This is a genomic window from Kitasatospora sp. NPDC059327 (assembly GCF_042752535.1).
Taxonomy (GTDB): Bacteria; Actinomycetota; Actinomycetes; order Streptomycetales; family Streptomycetaceae; genus Kitasatospora.
This window is the reverse complement of the sequence record NZ_JBHYYB010000083.1, coordinates 12983-33556: the sequence shown is the minus strand read 5'-3', so window position 1 is coordinate 33556 and position 20574 is coordinate 12983. Positions and strand designations below refer to the sequence as shown.

Sequence of the window (20574 nt, the reverse complement as noted above, 5' to 3'; positions counted from 1 at the left end):
CCGGCCCGTACCCACCGATTCCCGTCCGACCCACCCCGACCCGACCCGCCCGACCCCGATCCACCCCGCCCGACCCTGATCCGCATCGATCCGCATCGATCCGCACCGTACGAACAGAACCGAGGAGTCATCCGATGTCCCAGTCCCCCGTGGTGCTGTCCACGCACATGATGGCGACGTACATGGTCAAGCCCGGCTGCGCCGAGCAGGCCCGTGACATCATCGCCCGTCACTGGCCCGCCCTGAAGGCCCACGGCCTGGTCACCGACGAGCCCGCGACCGTCTACCACAGCGAGAGCGAGCACGGTCCGGTCTTCTTCGAGATCGTCACCTGGGTGGACGAGAACGCCGTCAGCCGCGCGTTCAACACCCCCGAGGTCAACGCGATCTGGCAGGAGATGGCGGCGATCACCGAGGCCCGCGAGGGCCGGCCGCCGGTGGACTACCCGATCGTGCACCGGATGGGCTACTTCCAGGACCAGCCCGACCTCCCCGAGGAGAACGCCTTCACCGGGCTCGCCCACTACCTCGTCCGCCCGGACAAGGTCGCCGAGTTCCACGACCTGATGGCCCGCGACTGGCCGACCCTGCGCGACGAGAAGCTGACCACCGGCGACCGCGCCGTGGTCTACTTCGGCGAGGACGCCACCGGCCCGTTCTTCCTGGAGATCGTCCGCTGGTACGACCAGCAGGGACCCAGCGTCGCGTACCGCAACGACAAGGTCAGCGCGATCTGGCAGGACGTGTTCCGCTACACCGAGGGCCGCAGCGGCCGCCCCGCCTCCGAGTACCTGTGGGCCGGCGAGCTCCACTACCCGTATCACGACGCGTCCTGACGTAACGTCAACACCTTCACGAACCATCAGCGTTCGGACGGGTCGGGCCCTGGCGCCCGGCCCGTCCGGCCCCGTCCGACCGGAGTTCCCTCGGTGACCCGCAAGACCCCCCAGACCTTCGACACCTCGCCCGCCCCCGTCCTGGCCGACCGGCTCAGGTCCGAGCTGGAGGACAGCGCCGTGCCCGGCCGGGCCGAGGGCGAGAAGGCCTACCTCAAGAGCCGGCTGGACCACATCGGCGTACCGCTGCCCGCCATGCGCACCGTGGTGCGGAACTTCGTCCGCCGGCACCCCGGGCTCGACCGGGACACCCTGCTGGAGCTCACCGAGGAGCTCTGGGCCCCGCCCGTCCACGAATCGCGCTCCTGCGCCGCCCTACTCCTGGAGAGCCGTTCCGACCTGCTGGTCCGCGCGGACACCGACTACCTGGAGCAGCTGCTGCGCGAGTGCGAGACCTGGGCGCACGTCGACCTGATCGCCCCCAAGGGGGCCGGCGCCCTGCTGCTGCGGCTGCCGGAGACCGCCGAGGACTTCCTGCGCTGGAGCAGGGACGACCACCAGTGGGTGCGGCGCGGCGGCATCCTCTCCCATCTGCTGGCCCTGCGCGACCGGGGTGAGTTCCCGCACTACTTCCCCGCCTTCGGGGACCTCGCCGACCCGCTGCTGACCGACTCCCGGTTCTTCGTCCGCAAGGCACTGGGCTGGGCCCTGCGCGAGGGTGCCAAGCACCACCCCCAGGAGATCGCCGACTGGCTGCGCGCCCGCCTGCCCCGGGTCTCCGGGCTCACCCTGCGCGAGGCGATCCGGCCGATCGACGACGACACCTGCCGGAGCCTGCTGCGGGAGCACGCCGAGCTCGGCGGCCGCCGCCCGCGCGGCTGATCCGGCCGCGCCGGTCCCGCACCCGCCCACCGTGTCCCGCCCACGCCCGTCCGGAGGCCCGTATGACCACCCCAAGTCCCGCCGACCGGCACCGCCGGCCGCTCCCGGTCGTCCAGGTGCTCGCCGAGGACGGCCGGCACCGGACGATCTGCCGGATGTGCCACGGCGGCTGCGGCGCCATCGTCACCGTCGACGAGGGCCGGCTCACCGCCATCGAGGGCGACCCGGAGAACCCGAACAACCACGGCTTCCTCTGTGCCAAGGGCCGCGCCTCGCTGGAACACCTCAACCACCCCGACCGGCTGACCACGCCGCTGCTGCGCACCGGGCCGCGCGGCAGCGGCGAGTTCCGCCCGATCGGCTGGGACGAGGCCCTGGACCGGACCACCGCCGCCCTCGACCGGGCCCGGACCGCGCACGGCCCCGAGGCGGTCGTCCTGGCCCAGGGCACCGACCGCAACTACCAGGAGTGGCTCTTCCGCTTCGCCAACAGCTTCGGCACGCCCAATGTCCTCGGCCCGGCGCACGTCTGCTTCTATCCCCGGGTGATGGCCGGCATCCTCACCGCGGGCGGCTTCACCTTCTGCGACTACGAGGGCCGGCCCGACCTGGTCCTGGTCTGGGGCTCCAACAAGGCGCTCACCCACGGGGACGGCGTGATCGGTACCCGGCTGCTCTCCGCCGTCCGCGACGGCACCCGGATGATCGTGGTCGACCCGCGACGGACCTCGCTGGCCGCCCGCGCCGAGCAGTTCCTGCAGGTCCGCCCGGGCGGGGACGCCGCGCTGGCGCTGGCGATGATCCACACCGTGATCGAGGCCGACGCCTACGACCACGCGTTCGTCGAGAAGTACACCGTCGGCTTCGAGGACCTGGCCGCCCACGTCGCCGACTGGACACCGGAGTCGGTCGCCGAGCGGACCGGCATACCCGCCGAGCGGATCAGGGCCGCCGCGCTCGCCTACGCGTCGGCGCCGAGCGCCGCGATCGAGCTCGGCACCGGTCCGCAGCAGCACCGTGACTCCTTCCACACCTGCCGGGCCGTCCTGCTGCTCTCGGCGATCTGCGGCAACCTCGACGCGCCCGGCGGCGACGTCCTGTGGGACCCGCCCGGCATCGACGGCCGGCGGTCCTTCCCGCGCGCCGAGCTGCTGGCGCCGGAGCAGGCCGCCAAGCGGCTCGGCGGCGGCAGGCACCGCATCCTGGCGATGTCCGGCTGGGCCCACCCCGGTTCGGTCTGGGACGCCGTGCTCGAACCCACCGCGCCCCACCCGGTCACCACCATGCTGGTGCACGGCAGCAACCTGCTGCTCAACTACGCCGACTCCGACCGCGTCCGGCAGGCCCTGGAGCGGCTGGACTTCCTCGCCGTCGCCGACCTGCGGCTCACCCCCACCGCCGCGATGGCCGACATCGTCCTCCCGGTCGGCGGCTGGCTGGAGCGGGACCAGATCGTCGAGCACGCCCACTACGTGGCGGCCCGCCGGGCCTTCGCCCGGGTCGGCGACACCCGCTCCGACGAGTGGATCCTCACCGAGCTGGCCCACCGGCTGGGCCTGTCCGCCGACTTCTGGCCCGATGCCCGGGACTCCCTGGACACCCGGCTGGAGCCGATCGGCATGGACTGGCGGCAGCTGGCCGAACTCCACTACCGGGCCACCACCCTGGAGTACCACAAGTACCGCAGCCGCGGCTTCGGCACCCGCAGCGGCAAGGTCGGGCTGCGCTGCGACGCCCTGCGGGCCTTCGGCTACCCGCCGCTGCCCACCCCCGGCCCGCCGGTCGGCGGACCGGAGGACGGCCCCTACCTGCTCACCTCGGCGCACTCGCCGTTCTACTTCAACTCCGAGTTCCGCGATCTGCCCTCGCTGCGCTCCAAGGAGCCCGAACCCCGGCTGGAGATGCACCCCGACGCCGCCGCCCGCGAGGGCCTGGCCGACGGCGACTGGGCCGAACTCGCCACCGCCACCGGGCACATCCGGCTGCGCGTCCAGCTCACCGACCGGATCGCCCCCGAGGTGGTGATGGCCCCGGCCGCCTGGTGGTACCCGGAGCGCGGCGCCGACGGCGGCTGGCGGGAGGCCAACGTCAACCTGTTGACCACCAACGAGGACGAGAACGCCGAGATGGGCTCGTCCACCTTCCGGGGCCTGCGCTGCACCGTCACCCGGGCGGCCCGGCAGAGCGCCTGACCGGCCCCGGCTCCACCCGGCGGGTCAGCGGGCCGGCGGGTCAGCCGGCCCGCGGGTCAGCGCGAGAGGGAGGCCAGGCTGAGCAGCAGGTGCGCGGATTCGGGGTGGTGGAAGTCGGAGTGCGCCCCGGCGCCCGGTATCAGCCGGGTGGCGAGGCCGCCCCGGTAGACGTCGCCGGCGTCGATGTTGACCAGCGGGTGGTCCAGCGTCTGCCGGGTGTACGGCGAGCCGGTCGGCCGCAGCGTGGCGCTGTACTGGCGCACGGGTGCCACCCCGACGCCGGAGTGGCCGATGCCGGGCCGCCCCTCGGCCCGCAGGTGCCAGAAGCCGGTCGCCCGGTCCCAGCGGGAGTGGGTGAGCACCAGCGGGCCGCGCAGCGGTGCGCCGGAGCGGCCGGGCGCCGCGAACAGGTCGGGGAAGAGCCGGTCGAAGGCGTCGCGCGGCGCGGCCATCTGGAAGATCAGCGCGCTGTCCGCGGTGAAGGGCCGCGCGGGGTCGGCGGCCGCGCTCCAGCTCAGCACCCGGGGGCCGCCGGCGGGCCGGTCGGCGGCGCGCTGGACGGCCTCGCAGAGGAACCGGCCGCCGAAGGAGTGGCCGACCAGGTGGAGGTACTGGCCGGCCCGGTTCGCCAGGACGGCGGGGTCGGCCGGGTCGGTGCGGCCCGCGTCCAGGTAGCCGAGCAGATGGCCGAGCACGTAGCCGGCCTGCCCCCGGCCGGGCGCGCTCATGGCGTGCGCGCGGTCGCGGATCCGGCGGTAGCCGGCCGGCGAGGGAACGCTGGACGACGGCCAGCGCACCACCACGCACCAGGGCCGGTAGCCGCGTTCCAGGCCCGGGTAGTCGACCGGGGCCGTCCGGTGGAGGTCGACGGCGCGGGCGATCAGCGCGGCCGCCGAACGGTCGGCCGCCGCCGGCGCGGTCTGCCAGCCGTGGACGTAGACGTAGAGGTCGGTCGCCCGGGCCGGCACCTTCAGGTACCGGGCGAGGTGCTCGGCGACCCGGGCCTCCGGCACCGGGGTGCGGGTGCCCGGGACGAGCAGGCGGCCCCGCTCGTCGAGGTCCACCGTCACCGGCCGGACGACGGTGGCCGGGGCCGGCCGGCGGCGGTTCCGGTCACGGCGGGCGGTGCGGACGGTGGCCGTCATGAGGAGAGCTCCAGAATGCTGTCGATCCCGCAGTGCAGCGAGTAGGTGAGGGCGAGGGGGTTGCGGTAGTCGCGGGTGAACCGCCGGACCAGTTCCCAGGTGATCTCGCCCGCCGTCGACTCCCCGGTGAGGTAGAGGTCGAGGAAGGCGAGGGCGTACTCGGAGGCGAACACCTGCGGGATCTCGATCTGCGGGCCGAGCACGCCGTCGGCCCCCAGCTCGACCAGCGCCTGGCCCAGGTGCTCCAGCTCGGCCGCCGCCGCCTGCCCGGTGTGACAGGCGTTGAGCAGCACGAACGGGTTGAAGGTGGCGTCGGGCAGGTCCCGGTGGCGTTCGCGGTGGCGCCGCACCAGGTCGGCGTCGATGGGCCGGTCGTCGGAGAGCCGGACGGCGAGCTGGGCGTGCGGGGAGTCGTTCTCGATGAACTGGCCGTGGCACCAGAAGTACATGAGGTCCTCGTCGAGCACCGCGCAGGAGAGCGCCTCCAGGAGACCGGTGGACTCGGTGCGGACCGTCAGCTGGGAGCGGTCCTCCAGGAGTTTGCGGACCTCCGGCGCGCGGCCGACGAGTTCGAGCGTGTCGTCGGTGTTGAGGCTGGTCACCGGCCGTTCACGGGGCGGGTAGGGAGCCTGGACGGCCGGGTAGGCGGCGCCGGTCTGCTCGATCTGGTGCCGGTGCCCGAGGAAGTCCGTCCACGGCTCCCCGGAGCCGGTGTCCACGGCGAGCATCGGCCAGGGCAGGTGGAGCTCGGAGTCGAACCGGACCCGCAGCCCCTGCTCGCCGAGCGCCCCGCTGAGGAAGGCGCGGAACGCGACCAGGTTCGGGTCCGCCCCCTTGAGCATCTTCTCGAACAGATAGCGCCCCTCCTCGGCGAGTTCGGCCATCTGCCGCTCCGCCGCCGGCGCCAGGTGGGACACGTCGACGGCGTCCGCGAAGGGGTAGTCGACGGGCATCCCGTCGTCGTCCAGCTCGCAGTGGCCCACCAGGCGCTCCCGCCAGATGCCGCGCAGCCGGGCGGCCATCCGGAGCAGCTCGGCCACGGTGATCGTCAGATAGGCCTGGTGCTCGCGGGTGCGGGGCGAGGGCCGGCCCGGCCGGTACGCGGAGATGTGCAGCACGTTGTCGCGGTGGCGCCGCAGGGCGACCACCAGATCCAGCGGGGCCGGCGTCCGGGCGCCGGGCGGATCGTCCGGTCCGGGCGTGCGCGGCAACACGGTGTAGTCGGCGGACGGGTTCTGCTGGATCTCGACGAGGAGGTCCCGGGGCATGGTCGATCTACTCCTGGTCCTGATCCTGGCTCGGTTGGCGGCTCGCACCCGGCCGGTGGCTCCGGTCCGGTTCCTCGGTCCGGTCCGGTTCCGCTCCTGGCCGCGGGCCCGCGCCCGGGCCCAGGCACGCGGCCGACGGGGCCGGGGCGACGTCCACCACGACCTCCAGGTCCTGGAGGGCGGTGCCGTGCCCGCGGTCGTAGACGGTGATCCGGACCGGGTGCGGCCCCGGCACGGCCGGGGTGAGCGTGAAGGCGGCGGGCGCGCCGGCCGGCCGGTAGGTGGTGACCGGCGGGTCGATCACGGCGTCGGAGGCGACGGCCGCCAGCAGGTGGAGGTCCGGCAGCCGCCGGGGGTCGGCGCCGTCCTGTTCCGCCAACGGCTCCAGCCGCAGTTCGAGCCGCGCCGGGGCGCCGGCCTCGGGCTCGTCGAGCAGGGTGATCCGGGGCTGCCAGGGCGCACCGGTCCGGGGCGGGGCGGCCGGCCGTCCCGACCCGGGGGCGGCCGCCGGAGCCTCGGGGCCGCGGCGGCCGGCGGGGGCCGCGGACGGGGCCGGCGCCGGGGGCGGGGGCAGGGGCGGGGCCGGCAGGGCCGCGGACGGGGACGGACCCGGGGGCAGGGCCGGCGATGCCGGCGCCGAGGCCGAGGCCGAGGCCGAGGCCGAGGCCGAGGAAGGCAACGCCGGGGCCGAGGAAGGCAACGCCGGGGCCGAGGAAGGCAACGCCGGGGCCGAGGCCGCCGGCCGCGGCCCGACGGCGCCCTGCCGCAACTGGGCCAGCGCCGTCCGGCTCTCGACCGCCAGCGGGTGACCGGGGCCCATGACGGCGTCCCGACCGGTACAGACGGCGGTCAGCAGGTCCGCCGCCGGCCCCGGCCGCCCGGCCGCCGCGAGCGCCCCGGCCAGCCCGACCACCAGCGTGGGGAGGAACTCGACCTCCCCGGGGTAGCGGCTCCCGACGGCCAGCACGGGCTCGTCGCTCTCCCGGTGCCCGGCCGCGAGGAGCGCGGGCCGGCCGGGCGGGTGGGGGCCGGCCACCGGCAGTCGGGCGGCGACGATCTCCGCGTACACCCGGACCGCGCCGGCGTGGTCACCGGCCCGCTGCCGGGCGAGGGCGAGGCTCTGGCGGATGGTCAGCGTGACGGTGTGGCGCGCGCCGTGACCGGCCGCGCTGTCCTCGACGAGCTCCTCCAGCAGGACGACGGCCCGTAGCGGGCGGCCGGCCTCGGCGAGCAGCAGGGCGTGGAGCTCCCGGCCGGAGAGGGTCACGTCGTGGCTCGCGCCGAGGGATTCGGCCGCCCCCGCCGCGAGCGACTCCAGCAGGTTCACCGCCGCCCGGGTGTCGCCGGCCAGGTGACAGGCGAGGGCGATCCGCTGCCCGGCCACGTACACGTCGGGGTGCGTGGCGCCCAGCAGCCGGCCGCAGTCGGCCGCCACCGCGGACCACTCGTCGACGGCGGCCCGGTACTCGCCGGCCCGCCCGAGGACGTCGGCGAGGCAGCCCCGGCTCCCCAGCACCTGGGGGTGGTCCGGGCCGAGCGCCGCGGTCGCCGTGGCGATCAGGTCGCGGTAGTGCGCCGCCGACTCGCTGTACCGCCCCGCCACGTCGAGGGTGAGCGCCAGGCTGTCCCGGGCGTCCAGGGTCTCGGGGTGTCCGGCGCCCAGGACCCGGGTGAGGTCCGCGATCAGGGCTTCGAGGACGCGCACGGCACCCGCGCAGTCCCACCCGGCCCGCAGGGCGTGGGCGAGGCCGTGCCGCTCCTCCAGGGTCTCGGGGTGGTCGGCGCCCTGGACCCGGACCCGGTCCGCGACCAGTCGCTCCCGCTCGGCGGCACTGCGGCGACGCCGGCCGGCGACGCGGTGGGTGCGGGCGAGGCTGCCGCGCTCGGCGAGGGTGTCCGGGTGGTCCGCGCCCTGGAACCGGGCCCGGTCCACGACCAGCGCCTCGATGAGTTCGACCGCCCGCTCGTGGTCGCCCGCGTCACGGGTGGCCCGGGCCACGGCGCCGCGTTCGGCGAGGGTGTCCGGGTGGCCGGGCCCCTGCACCCGGTCGCGGTCCCGCCACAGGGCGGCGTGCAGGTCGAGCGCCCGCAGGTGGTCGCCGGCCTCGCGGACCGCGAGGGCGTGCCGGTGGCGCGCACCGAGGGTGTCCGGGTGGTCGGCGCCCTGCGCCCGGGACCGGTCGGCGGCCAGCCGCTCCCGGTCCCCGACCGCCCGGCGCAGCTGCCCCGCGTCCTCGCGGGCGTGGGCCAGCAGTCCGCGCTCGTTGAGGGTCTCGGGGTGGTCCGGGCCCTGGATCCGCACCCGGTCGGCGACCAGGGCCTCGCCGAGCTCGACGGCGCGCTGCCGGTCCCCCAGCACGCCGTACGCCCCGATCAGGCGGGAGCGGGTGTTCAGGGCGTCCGGGTGGTCCGGCCCGACGGCGCGCGCCCAGTCGGTGAGCAGGGCTTCGAGGAGTTCGATCGCGCGGCGGGAGTCGCCGGCCTCGTGCAGGGTCACGCCCTGCCACCAGCGGCTGTTGAGGGTGTCCGGGTGGTCGGGCCCGAGCAGTCGGGTGCGGTCGGCGATCAGCGCCGCGTACAGGTCGAGGGCGCGGCGGCTGTCGCCGGCGGCGTCGTGGGCGCGGGCCAGGGCCGCACGCTGCTCCAGCGTGTCCGGATGGTCGGGGCCGTGCACCCGGGACCGGTCGGCGACCAGGGCCTCGTAGAGCTCGACGGCCCGCCGGTGCTGCCCGGCCGCCGAGCAGCACCGGGCCAGGCCGGCGCGGCTGTTCAGCGTCTCGGGGTGGTCGGGGCCGTGCACCCGGGACCGGTCGGCGACCAGCGCGGCGCCGAGTTCGACCGCCCGGTCGTGCTCGCCGGCCTCCCGGTGGACCCGGGTCAGACCGGCCCGGGCCTCCAGGGTCTCGGGGTGGTCGGGGCCCTCGATCCGGGTGAGGTCCGCGATCAGTTCCTCGTGGAGCCCGGCGGCGCGGCGGTACTGGCCGGCCACCCGGCAGCTCCCGGCCAGGCCCGCGCGGGTGTTCAGCGTTTCCGGGTGCTCGGGGCCGTGCACCCGGGCCCGATCGGTGACCAGCGCGGTGAAGAGGTCGACCGCCCGCCGGTGGTCCCCGGCCTCGCGGTGGGCGGTGGCCTGCCACCAGCGCGCGCCCAGGGTGTCCGGGTGGTCGGGGCCCTGGACCCGGGACCGGTCCGCCACCAGCGCCGTGAACAGGGCGGCCGCGCGCCGGTACTCCCCCAGGTCGCGGTGGGCCGAGGCCTGCCACCAGCGCGCGCCCAGGGTGTCCGGGTGGTCCGGCCCCTGGACCCGGGACCGGTCCGCCACCAGCGCCGTGAACAGGGCGGCCGCACGCCGGAACTCGCCGGCCTCCCGGTACGCCGACGCCTGCCGCCAGCGGGTGTTGAGGGTGTCGGGGTGGTCGGGGCCCTGGAGCCGCAGCCGGTCGGCGAGCAGGGCTTCGTAGAGCACGACGGCCCGACGGCTGTCCCCGGCCTCCCGGTACGCCCAGGCCAGACTCGCCCGGGTGTTGAGGGTGTCCGGGTGGTCCGCGCCCTGGACCCGCAGCCGGTCCGCGACCAGGGCCTCGTAGAGCGCGACGGACCGCTCGTACGCCCCGGCCTCCCGGTACGCCCAGGCCAGACCGGCGGCGGCGTTCAGGGTGCCCGGGCGGTCCGCGCCCTGGACGCGCGTGCGGTCGGCGAGCAGCGCGGTGAAGAGCTCGACGGCGCGGTCGTACTCGCCCGCCTCGCCGCTGGCCCAGGCCATCCCGGCCCGGGTGTTGAGGGTGTCGGGGTGCTCGGGGCCCTGGATCCGGACCCGGTCGGCGAGCAGGGCGTCGTAGAGCCCGACGGCCCGCTCGTGGTCCCCGGCCGTCCGGCAGGCCCAGGCCAGGCCGGCCCGGGTGTTGAGGGTGTCCGGGTGGTCGGGGCCCTGGACCCGCAGCCGGTCGGCGAGCAGACCTTCGAAGAGGCCGACGGCCCGGCGGTGCTCCCCGGCCTCCCGGCACGCCGACGCGTGCCACCAGCGGGAGTTCAGGGTGTCGGGGTGGTCCGCGCCCTGGACCCGGGTGCGGTCGGCGACCAGGGCGGCGAACAACTCGACGGCCCGGGACCGCTCGCCGGCCTCGCGGTGGGCCGTCGCCAGCCACCAGCGGGTGTTGAGGGTGACCGGGTGGTCGGGGCCCTGGACCCGGACCCGGTCGCGGACCAGGGCCTCGTAGAGCCCGACGGCCCGCCGGTGCTCCCCCGCCTCGTGGCAGGCCCGGGCCAGTCCGGAGCGCGCCTCCAGGGTGTCGCGGTGGTCGGCCCCCTGGATCCGGGTGCGGTCGGTGGCCAGCGCCTCGCACAGCTCGATGGCGCGCCGGTGTTCGCCGCCCTCGCGGCAGGCCCGGGCCAGGCTGTCGCGCTCCTCCAGGGTGTCGGGGTGGTCGGGCCCCTGGACCCGGGCACGGTCGGTGACCAGGGCCTCGTAGAGGTCGACGGCGCGACGCTGTTCCCCGGCCTCCTGGCAGGCCCAGGCCAGGCCGGCGCGCGCCGCCAGGGTGTCGCGGTGGTCCGCGCCCTGGACCCGGGTGCGGTCGGCGACGATCCCGTCCTGGTCGGCGACGGCCTCCCGGAACGCCCCGGCCGCCTGCCTGGCGTACGCCAGGACGGCGCGTTCGTCCAGGGTGTCCGGGTGCTCGGGGCCCTGGACCCGGACCCGGTCGCGGACCAGGGCCTCGTGGAGCTCGACGGCCCGCCGGGGCTCCCCCGCCTCGCGGTGGGCCCAGGCCAGTCCGGAGCGGGCGTCGAGGGTGTCCGGGTGGTCCGGTCCCAGGACGCGGACGTACTCGGTGGCCAGGGACCGCAGTTCGCGCACCGCGACGGTCCGGCGGCCGGCCTCCGACCGGGCCACCGCCAGTTGACCGCGGGCCTCCAGGGTCCGCGGGTGCTCGGCGCCCTGGGTGCGGGCGCGGTCGCGGGCGACCGCCTCGTAGCCGGCCACGGCCGCGGGGTGGTCACCGGCCACCGCGTGGGCGGCGGCGAGCCAGCTGCGGCCGGTGAGGGTGTCGGGGTGGTCGGCGCCGAGCACCCGGGCCCGGTCGGTGACGGCCTGGGTGTAGAGGGCCAGCGCCAGCCGGTGTTCGCCGACGGTCAGCTGGGCGTAGGCGAGACTGTTGCGGCTGGACAGGACGTCGGGGTGGTCGGCGCCGAGCACCCGGGCCCGGTCGGCCAACAGCTCCTCGAACTCCCGCACCGCCGCGCGGTGTTGTCCCGACACCTGGAGGGCGTAGGCGAGCCCGGCCCGGGTGGACAGGGTGTCCGGGTGGTCGGCGCCGAGCAGCCGGACCCGGTCGGCCGCCACGGCCTCGAACTCCGCCACCGCGAGCGCGTGCTCCCCCGCCTTGCGCAGGGCGTGGGCCAGGGTGTGGCGGTCACCGAGTACCGCGGGGTGGTCGGGGCCCCGCACCCGGCCGCGCGCGGCGACCACGGCCCGGCCGAGGGCGACAGCGCGGGTCGGATCACCCTCGCGGGCGTGCAGTTCGGCGAGCCGGCCCCGGCCGGCGAGGGTGTCGGGGTGGTCGGCGCCCAGCAGCCGGGTCAGACCGTCGACCACGGCGGTGACCAGCGGGATGGCGAAGATCCGCTGCTCCCGCTCGGTCAACTCCTCGGCGGCCAGCCGGTAGAGCTCGACGGTCTCCCGGGTGGGCCGCTCGGTGGGGCCGGTGGCGGCCAGTTCCCGGATGTGGGGCAGCAGCGCCCGGCGGATCCGCAGGTCCGAGCTCGGCCAGAGGCGGGCCACCGCGCCGGCCAGATGGCCCTCCGCGCGGGCCCGGACCCGGCGGTCGCGGTCGGACCCGCGCAGGACGCTCTGCAGCAGGCGGTGCACGGCGACGGTCTGCGGGCCGAGGGTGATGAGGTGGTAGTCGGCCAACAGCCGCAGCGCGGAGTCCACTTCGGCGGCCCGCCGGGCGCCGAACGGCAGCAGCGCCTCGCGCGGCAGGGCCTCCGGGGCGTACCAGGCGAGCGTGCGCAGCAGGTCGACCGCGAACGGGGCGCCGGTCTGGACGGTGCGCAGGGTGGTGTGCCAGAGCCGGGCGACGGTGTCGACGGCGCTGGGCGCGGCGTCCGGGTCGGCGGGAGTGACGGTGCGCAGCAGCTCCCGGTAGGCGCCGAAGGTGACACCGGTCTGCTGGATGTAGGCGCCGGCCTGGGCCAGGGCGAGCGGGAGGTTGCCGAGTTCCTCGGCGAGGGCCCCGGCCTCGGCCCGCTCGGCCGCGTCGACGCTCACCCCGGGACGGGCCGTGTCGCAGAGCAGCCGGGCGGCCTGCCACCGGTCGAGGACGTCGATGTGGACCGGGTGGATGCCCGGGTGCCAGCCGCTCGCGCACCGGCTGGTGACCATGTGGTGGCCGTGGCCGAGCAGCCGGCCGAGGTAGGGGGTGAGGTGGACCGGGTCCTCGGCGTTGTCGAAGACCAGCAGCCAGCCGCGGTGCGCGCGCAGCCAGGCCAGTGCCCACTCGGCCTGCTGGCTCGGCGGGGCGGTCAGGGCCCAGGACGGGTACAGGTGGACGGCGAGGTCGGCGAAGGCCTCGCCGATCTGCTCCTCGGACTCGGCGGTGATCCACCAGACCAGCGGGTGGTCCGCCACGTGCGCGTAGGCGTAGTGGAGGGCGAGGGCCGTCTTCCCGACACCGCCGAGGCCGTGCAGGGTGGTGGCCTGGGTGACCAGGCTGCCGCCGTCCGCCAGCGCCGCGCCGATCACCCGCAACGCCGCGTCCCGGCCGACGAGTTCGCCGGCGGGCCGGGGCGGCAGGTTGTGCGATCCCGGCCTCGCCCGGACGGAGAGCGCCGCCGCGGCCGCCGCGGGCGGGAGCACGACCGTGCGCTGCTCGGTGTGCGGGTTGCCGCCGGTCGACGTCGGCGAGGCCGGCCTGGGCCGCTGCTCGAATGCCTCATGGTCCGCCGGCCTGCCCTCGGGCCGGACATGCGTCGTCATGGACATCTGCACTTCGGTGCCCTACCCCCCGGTATCGACTGCCGCCCACCGTAGCGGTACGGGGTCGCGTTGTCACCGGAATCACCCACGTCGGGGCGGTCGCGGTGCCGCCGGGGGGCGGGGTGCGGGCCGGACCTACGGGAGGTCCTCGGGCTCCAGGGCGGTGAGTTGGCCGGCGGTGGGGGCGGTGGTGAGTTCCGCCATCCGCTGGGCCTGGCGTTCGGTCATCTCCTGGAAGGTCTGCCGGGCGGAGCGGCCGTTGCCGAAGCCGGAGCCGCGCGGGATCGTCTCGAAGTGGCGCAGCAGTCGCCGGCGGGTGTCGGTGGTGAGTTCGTAGCGGTGCTCGCGGGCCTGGTGGTCGACGATCGCGACCAGGTCGGGCGCGGTGTAGTCCTCGAAGACCAGGGTGCGGGTGAAGCGGGAGGAGAGCCCCGGGTTGGAGGCGATGAAGCGGGCCATGTCGGCCGGGTACCCGGCGGCGATCACCACCACGTCGTCGCGGTGGTCCTCCATCAGCTTGACCAGGGTGGCGACGGCCTCCAGCCCGAAGTCGTGGCCGCCGCCGGCCGCCGGCACCAGGGAGTACGCCTCGTCGATGAAGAGCACGCCGCCGAGCGCCCGGGTGAACGCGGCGGCGGTGCGCGGTCCGGTGTGCCCGACGTACTCGCCCACCAGGGCGCTGCGGTCCACCTCGACCAGGTGGCCGCGGCGCAGCAGTCCGAGGGCCTTCAACAGCCGTCCGTAGAGCCGGGCGACGGTGGTCTTGCCGGTTCCGGGGTTGCCGGCGAAGACCAGGTGGCGGCTGAGCGGCGGCGCGGGGAGCCCGGCCTCCTCGCGCAGTCGGACGGCCTGCATCAGCTTCACCATGGAGTGCACGTCGTGCTTGACCCGCTCCAGGCCGACCAGCGTGCCGAGTTCGGCCAGCAGGTCGTCCAGGCTCTCCTCCGGCACGGTCTCGTCGAACGGTCCGGCCGGGGCGGCGGCCGGTGGCCCGGCGGCGCCGGGCGGGCCCGGGACGGCGGGGGCCGGGAGCGCGGGGGCGGCGGGGGCCGGCGGGAGCCCGGGGTGGTCACCGAGGTCGCACTGCTCGAAGACGGGGGCCGCGCCGGGGTCGCCGCCGAGCGCCTCGGCGCAGTCGAGCAGCCGGCAGCGCCGCAGCCGGGGGGCGGCGCCGTCGGCCAGGTGCAGCGCGGGGAAGCGGCTGCGCACCACGTCGCAGGAGGTGAACACGCCACCGGCACCCTCGGCGAAGTAGATGCCGTTGCGGCCGGTGTCCTCGATCCGCAGTCCGCCGACGACCGGCCGGGCTCCCGTCCACACCACCACCCCGGAGCCGGTGCTGCCCTCCACCGAGCCGCCCTCGACCCGGGCGTCGGAGCCGGCGTCCAGCAGCAGGCCGGCCGCGCCCGCCTCGGCGACCCGGTTGCCGACCAGGACGGCGCTGCCGCCGGTGCCGATCTCCAGCCCGGCCCGGGTGGTCGTGGTGACGGTGGAGTGCTCGATCCGGGAGCCGGTCGGGGAGGTGACGGCGACGCCGGTGTGGGCGGCGGCGATCCGGCAGCCGGTGACGGTGGCACGGGCGTGGCCGGTGACCGCCACACCGGTCATGGCGACACCGGTGACGGCGCAGTCGGTCAGGGCGGCGTCCGCCTTCCCGGCCAGGTGGACGCCGTGCTCGGCGCCGCCCCGCACCCGGCAGCCGGTGAGGGCGGCCGCGCTGTCGCCGGAGAGGTGGACCGCGCTGAACGCGCAGTCCGCGAGCCGGCAGTCGGCGAGTTCGGCCCGCGCGTGGTCGGTGGCCAGCAGGCCGTTGGCGGCGGGGGCGGAGACCGTGCAGCCGTCGGCGGAGAGCCGGCCGTCGTCCTGGACGACCAGGGCGCTGGCGGCGGCCCGCAGGATCCGGCAGTCGACGAGTTGGGCCGAGGCCGAGCCGGTGACGTGCACGCCGGCCGCTCCGGCCGACTCGATCCGGGTGGTCTCGACGACCGCCCCGGCGCCGTCCTCCAGCAGCAGGCCGGCCCGGCCGGTGCCGTGCAGGACGGAGTCGGCGAGCCGGAGCCCGGAGCGTCCGCGCAGCCGGATGCCGGAGCCGGTGGTGGACTCCAGCCGGAGCCGGACGGCGTCCAGCCGGGCCGTCCCGGACAGGACGGCTCCGGTGCCGTCGGTGTCGGCGATCACGGTGGACTCGGCCCGGACCCGGGCGCCGCCGGACAGCCGCAGGGCGGCGAGCCGGGAGCCGTGCAGCCGGCACTCCCGCAGCAGCACCGCCGAGCTGACCTCCTCGCCGTCGCCGGTCCGCGCTCCCGGTTCGGGGCCGTCCGGCCCGCGGACCTCGATCCGGCCGCCGCCGACGGTGCAGTGGTCCAGCACCAGTCCCGCGCCGGGGGTGACGGTGACGGCGGGCTCACCGGGGTCGGCGCCCTCGATGTCCAGGCTGCGGACCAGGCAGTCCGGCCCCCGCACGGTGAGCGCGGGGCCGCCGCCGGGCGGGGCGACCAGCAGGACGGTGCCGGTGCCCTGCTCGGCGACCAGCACCACCCGGCGCGGGAGGTCCAGCGACTCCTCGTAGCGGCCGGGGGCGACCACCACGGTGTCGCCGGGCAGGGCGGCCGCCAGGGCGTCGGCGATCAGGCGGTGGACGCCGCGCCCGCGCGGGCCGACGGCGAGGATCCGGTGTGTCCGGTGGTGCATCAGGGCTGTTGTCCTTGCTGCGGTACGGGGGCGGGAACGGGTGCGGGGGCCGGGGCGCGGTACCACGGCGGGTTGATGCTCGACCGGTAGGCGTTGGTCAGCCAGAGCGAGGTGACCGACTTCTCGAAGATCTTGAACGGCAGCTGGATCCAGAACTCGGCGAAGCCCTGCCGGTGGAACAACCGGCTGCCGCCGCCTATGATCACCGCGTTCTTGGCGAGCGCCGCGCTGCTCGCCGTGGTCAGTCCGGCCAGGCCCGCGATGCCGCCGTCCAGGAAGGCGTCCATCCCGCTCAGCACGTGGGTCTTGCCGTCCGCCCCGGTGACGCCCCAGACGGCGGCGTTCATCGAGCCGTTGACCCAGCCGACCACGCCGCCCAGCGCCGCGTTGTAGAAGAAGTCGTAGGTGCCGCCGCGCCAGCGGGTCGGCGTCTCGTTGCCTCCCCACTCGTTGGCCCAGTTCTTGTCGTGGTTGTTGGGCCGGCGCAGCTCGTGCTTGCCCCCGTCCACGTTGCCCAGCACCGACTTCGGGCCGCCGACCGCGGAGCCGCGCAGCTCGTGCATCCCGGTCGAGACCACGCTCTTGACGCTGGCCCCGACGGCCGCGTTCGCGAAGGACTTGAGCGCGTCCTTGCCGGTGAACGGCTTGTTGTTGACGGCCGCGACGATGCCGTTGACGGCGAGGTTGGCGGCGAACTCCAGGACGAACTCCTGACCGAACTCCAGCGCGACCTTCTTCGCCAGCACCTTCCAGTACGGCTGGTAGAGCGCCTCGCCGAGCGGCACGACCCCGTGCTGCGCGGCCGGCAGACCCGGCACCCCGTCCAGCGCGTCGCGCAGCCGCGGCACCCGTACCTCGACCGAGTCGCCCCAGGGCAGCCGGTTGGCCTCACGGATCCGCCGGCCGAAGCCGCGGATCTCGGTGAGCGGGCCCCGGAAGTCGTACTCGTTGCCGGTGACCCGGAACCCGCCGCCGGGGCCGGTCTCCCAGACCAGCCCGCTGTCGGTGCGCTGGGCCACGATGCGGCCGTTGCCGTCGTAGCGGCGCCACTGCCCGCGCCAGGCGTCCTTCTCCAGGAAGGTGCCGTCCCCGAGCGGCCTGCGCTCGCGGACCACCGCGCCGTGGTCGAACTCCTTCCACGCGCCGGCCGGGTGCGGTGCGCCGTTGCCCGGCACGTACTCGCGCACCCGCAGCGGGCCGTCGCCGAGCGCCAGGTGCGGGGGCACCTCGCGGACGGTCAGGGCCGGGCCGCCGCCGGCCGGGCGGAACTCGTCCCGGAAGTGCCGGGTGCCGGCCCGCCACTGGTCCTCCCAGGTCCGGGTGGTGCCGTTCCACCAGCGGCGGACCTGCTGCCCGGCCCCGTAGTCGACGGCGGTGCCGTCCGGCCCGTACTTCCGGGTGAACCAGCGCTCCCCGCCGCCCACCGGGTCGACGCCCCGCCAGGAGTCGGCGTACCGGCCGCCGTCGAGCATGTTCCGCTCCCGCACCAGCGCGCCGGTGGCGTCGAAGTCCCGGAAGGAGTCGTCCCAGGGCAGCCGCGGGTCGTCGGAGCCGCGGAACACCAGCCGTCGGCCGGAGATCCGGTTGCCCAGGTGGTCGGTGCCGGTCCAGCGCCACTCGGCCGAGTCCGGCCGGCCGGTGCCGGTGATCCGGCCGACGTTGCCCTGCGCGTCGCTCCAGTTGTCGTGGCTGCCGGTGAGGTTGCCGTGCGCGTCGCGCTGCACCCAGGGATCGGCCGAGCGGGCGTGCACCTGCCCGGTCGCCGGGTCGACCCGCGGCGGCACCCGGTACTCGCGCACCGAGCCGTCCGGGAAGCCCTCCCGGGCCACCCGCCAGTCGTTGCCGCCCGGTGCCAGGAACCGGTCCTGCCAGATCGGGTGGTCGGCCCCGGCGCCGGCCGGCGGGGTCAGCTCGGCCCGGTAGCCGCGGCGGCCGGGCTCCTCCCAGGGGATGTGCGCGGCATTGGTCGGCGGATGCGCGGGCGGGGCCGCGTGGTCGCCGACCTTGAGCGTGGTCCCGCCGTGCAGCTTCCCGGTGGAGCGGACGAACCGGCCGTCCGCGCCGAGGTCGACCAGACCGCCGTCCATACCGACGTAGCGCAGGCCACCGCCGGGGTTCACCCCGCCGGCCTTGTCCCAGAGGAAGGTCTGGAAACGGGTGTCACTGCCCAGGTGACGGACGGGGCCCTGCGGGGTGCCCGCGTGGATCAACCGGTCGCGCACCCAGATCGGCGGGCGCTGCTCGGACCACCGGGTCGTGGTCAGCACCCCGTGGTCGGCCAGGACCTCGCGCTTGCCGACCTCCTTGCCGTGCGGCGACTGCCGCTCCCAGGTGTGCTGGACACCGCCCCGCCAGGTGTACTCCTGGAAGTGGCCGGCCTTGCCCGGCCCGTGCGCCATCCCCCACTGCTTCTGCACGACGGTGTTGGTGCCGTCGCCGAGCCGGTCCGTCCAGCCGCCGTCGCGGTGCGGGGTGCGCGGGCCGTGCCCGAGCTCCGCCCCGGCGCCGTCGAAGCGGTGCCAGGTCCAGGCCCGGTCCGCGCCCCGGACGGCGAAGGTGTGACCGGCGACGCCGCCGGTCTTCTGCAGCCCGTCGCGGTACTCGTGGACGGCGGTGCCCCGGTGGTCGACGTCCCGCCAGCCGAAACCGGAGGTGTCGTAGCGGCGGGTGCCGTGGCCGGCCAGGCCCCCGGCACCGTCCCACTGCGCCCAGCCGGTGCGCCGGTTGAGGTCGCCGAAGGCGAGCGTGTCGGTGCGCCGGAAGGCGTCGACGATCCCGCCGCCGGGCAGCATCCGCCGTTCGAACACCTCCACCGGCGCGTAGGTGGCGGACAGCAGCCGGATCCGGCTGCCGCCGCCGGTGATCTCCACCCGGCCGTGGTGGAACGCGCCGGTGCCGGCCGGCGGCGGGGTGGCCGCGGCCGGGTGCGGGGACCGCTGCCAGGTGGCTCCCCCGGCGGCGGTGTGGTCGATGACGTACTGGTGGTCGGTGCGGCGGCCGGCGTCCACCACGTTGAAGCCCTGGTGGGTGACGGCGCCGCCGTTCGGCGCGTGGGCGGTGAACTCACCGTGCCGGGGACCGCCGGGACGGTCGAAGGACACCTGCAGCCCGCCGTCCGGGCGCACCGTGACGGTCCGTTCCGGCACCCGGAGGCCGGCCGCGTCCTCCAGGTGGCCCGGACCGGCCGCGGCCCCGGGGCCGGGCTCGGGGACCACCGCGAAGGTGTGGTTCGGGTTGCCGTCGGGCCCCCGCAGCGCGGTGCCGGCCTCCAGCCGTGCGCCGTCCCCGCCGTACCGGACGAAGTCCCCGCCCGCGGTGGTGTCGGTGACCTGGTGGCCGCCGCCTGGCCGGTCGACGGCGGTGAGGTGCGGGAGCGGGGTGCCGGCCGCGTCCACGACCTCCAGGGTGCGCGGGCCGCCGGGCGGGGTGTGCGCCACCACCCACTCGTTCAGCGGCGCGCCGCCGGGGCCGTGCAGCCGGGTCGCGTCGTCGGCCAGCCGCCCGGCGTCGTCGAAGACCCGGTAGCCGCCGGCCGGATCGACGACCCGGAACCCGGTGCCCTCCGGGGTGACGACCAGCCGCGGGTCCGGGTGGAAGGCCGCGTCCGTCCACTGGTAGGCCAGCGGATGGACCGGTCCGACCGGGCGCTCCAGGTGGCCGACCGGCCGGCCGGCGCTGTCGAGCAGCTGCTGCCCGTCGGTGTGCAGCGTGCCGTCCGCGCCGTGCCGCTGGTAGCGCAGGCCGCCGCCGGGCGTGGTGGGCGGCTGCTCGACCCGGAACCCGCCGCCCGGGTGGGCGATCACCCGCTCGGGCAGCGGGCCGCCGGCGGCGTCGGTCAGGACGTGGCCGCCGCCCTGCGGCACGGCGAAGTGCGTGCCGCGCAGGCCGGCGGCGTCGGTGAGCGCGATGCCCTGCTCGACGTGGCCGCCCTGCGGCGTGTACCGGGTCGACACCCCGGTGTGCGGGTCCGTCACCCGCCAACCACCGCCCGCCAGCTGGTCCGCGCTCAGACCGGTCGGCCCGCCCGCGACGTCCGTCAAGCGGTGCGGAGCGCCGTCGGTCACGAAGTGCAGACCGCGCAGACCCGCCGCGTCCGCCAACGCCACCCCGCTCTCCACCTGCAACCCGTCCGCGCCGTACCGCACCGAACGACCCGTCCCCGCGTCGGTCAACCGCACCGTCCCGTCCGGCAACGTCGTCACCGGCTGCGGCAACCGCGCACCCGCCGAATCCGTCAGCACATGCCCACCCCCCTGCGGCACCGCGAAGTGCGTGCCGCGCAGGCCGGCGGCGTCGGTGAGCGCGATGCCCTGCTCGACGTGGCCGCCCTGCGGGGTGTACCGGGTCGACACCCCGCTCCGCGGATCGGTCACCCGCCAACCACCGCCCGCCAGCCGATCCACGCTCAGACCCGTCGGACCGCCCGCGACATCCGTCAACCGGTGCGGCACCCCGTCCGTCACGAAGTGCAGACCCCGAACACCGGCCACGTCCGCCAACGCCACCCCGCTCTCCACCTGCAACCCGTCCGCGCCGTACCGCACCGAACGACCCGTCCCCGCGTCGGTCAACCGCACCGTCCCG

The 20574-nt window shown here is 76.2% G+C and carries 8 protein-coding genes; 3 read left to right on the top strand and 5 right to left on the bottom strand.

Annotated elements, in window-relative coordinates; all coding sequences use genetic code 11:
* Positions 1–134: 134 nt before the first annotated feature.
* From ACFXHB_RS34365 to ACFXHB_RS34355, 3 genes are all read left to right on the top strand, one after another.
* Positions 135–836, top strand: coding sequence for a hypothetical protein (locus ACFXHB_RS34365; RefSeq protein ID WP_380579109.1), 702 nt, complete (start codon positions 135–137; stop codon positions 834–836).
* A 93-nt stretch (positions 837–929) separates the two neighbouring features.
* Positions 930–1718, top strand: a complete 789-nt coding sequence (locus ACFXHB_RS34360; protein WP_380579107.1) for a DNA alkylation repair protein — start codon at positions 930–932, stop codon at positions 1716–1718.
* A gap of 62 nt (positions 1719–1780) precedes the next feature.
* Positions 1781–3910 carry a molybdopterin-dependent oxidoreductase gene (locus ACFXHB_RS34355; RefSeq protein WP_380579105.1) on the top strand — a complete coding sequence of 710 codons (2130 nt, stop codon included), beginning with the start codon at positions 1781–1783 and terminating at the stop codon, positions 3908–3910.
* A gap of 56 nt (positions 3911–3966) precedes the next feature.
* Here the strand turns inward: ACFXHB_RS34355 and ACFXHB_RS34350 are convergent, their stop codons facing one another.
* From ACFXHB_RS34350 to ACFXHB_RS34330, 5 genes are all read right to left on the bottom strand, one after another.
* A complete protein-coding gene (locus tag ACFXHB_RS34350; protein ID WP_380579103.1) occupies positions 3967–5055 on the bottom strand; it encodes a hypothetical protein in 1089 nt (362 codons plus the stop codon).
* The gene (locus ACFXHB_RS34345) at positions 5052–6323 is read right to left on the bottom strand and encodes a CHAT domain-containing protein (RefSeq protein WP_380579101.1); all 1272 of its coding nucleotides are present in this window, start codon (positions 6321–6323) and stop codon (positions 5052–5054) included. Before ACFXHB_RS34345 ends, ACFXHB_RS34350 begins: the two co-directional genes overlap by 4 nt.
* Positions 6324–6330: 7 nt before the next feature.
* On the bottom strand, positions 6331–13299 hold the full coding sequence (gene fxsT, locus ACFXHB_RS34340; protein WP_380579099.1) for an FxSxx-COOH system tetratricopeptide repeat protein: 6969 nt from the start codon (positions 13297–13299) through the stop codon (positions 6331–6333).
* Between the two features lie 135 nt (positions 13300–13434).
* Entirely contained in the window at positions 13435–15990 is a 2556-nt protein-coding gene (locus ACFXHB_RS34335) for a right-handed parallel beta-helix repeat-containing protein (protein ID WP_380579097.1), read from the bottom strand.
* Positions 15990–20561, bottom strand: coding sequence for a hypothetical protein (locus tag ACFXHB_RS34330; protein ID WP_380579095.1), 4572 nt, complete (start codon positions 20559–20561; stop codon positions 15990–15992). The genes ACFXHB_RS34335 and ACFXHB_RS34330 overlap by 1 nt, the downstream gene beginning before the upstream one ends.
* Positions 20562–20574 lie beyond the last annotated feature (13 nt).

Bases quoted from the DNA above. Each gene is read 5' to 3' on its own strand.
- ACFXHB_RS34355 (WP_380579105.1), top strand. From the start codon at position 1,781: ATGACCACCCCAAGTCCCGCCGACCGGCACCGCCGGCCGCTCCCGGTC.
- fxsT (WP_380579099.1), bottom strand. From the start codon at position 13,299: ATGACGACGCATGTCCGGCCCGAGGGCAGGCCGGCGGACCATGAGGCA.
- ACFXHB_RS34345 (WP_380579101.1), bottom strand. From the start codon at position 6,323: ATGCCCCGGGACCTCCTCGTCGAGATCCAGCAGAACCCGTCCGCCGAC.
- ACFXHB_RS34365 (WP_380579109.1), top strand. From the start codon at position 135: ATGTCCCAGTCCCCCGTGGTGCTGTCCACGCACATGATGGCGACGTAC.
- ACFXHB_RS34335 (WP_380579097.1), bottom strand. From the start codon at position 15,990: ATGCACCACCGGACACACCGGATCCTCGCCGTCGGCCCGCGCGGGCGC.
- ACFXHB_RS34350 (WP_380579103.1), bottom strand. From the start codon at position 5,055: ATGACGGCCACCGTCCGCACCGCCCGCCGTGACCGGAACCGCCGCCGG.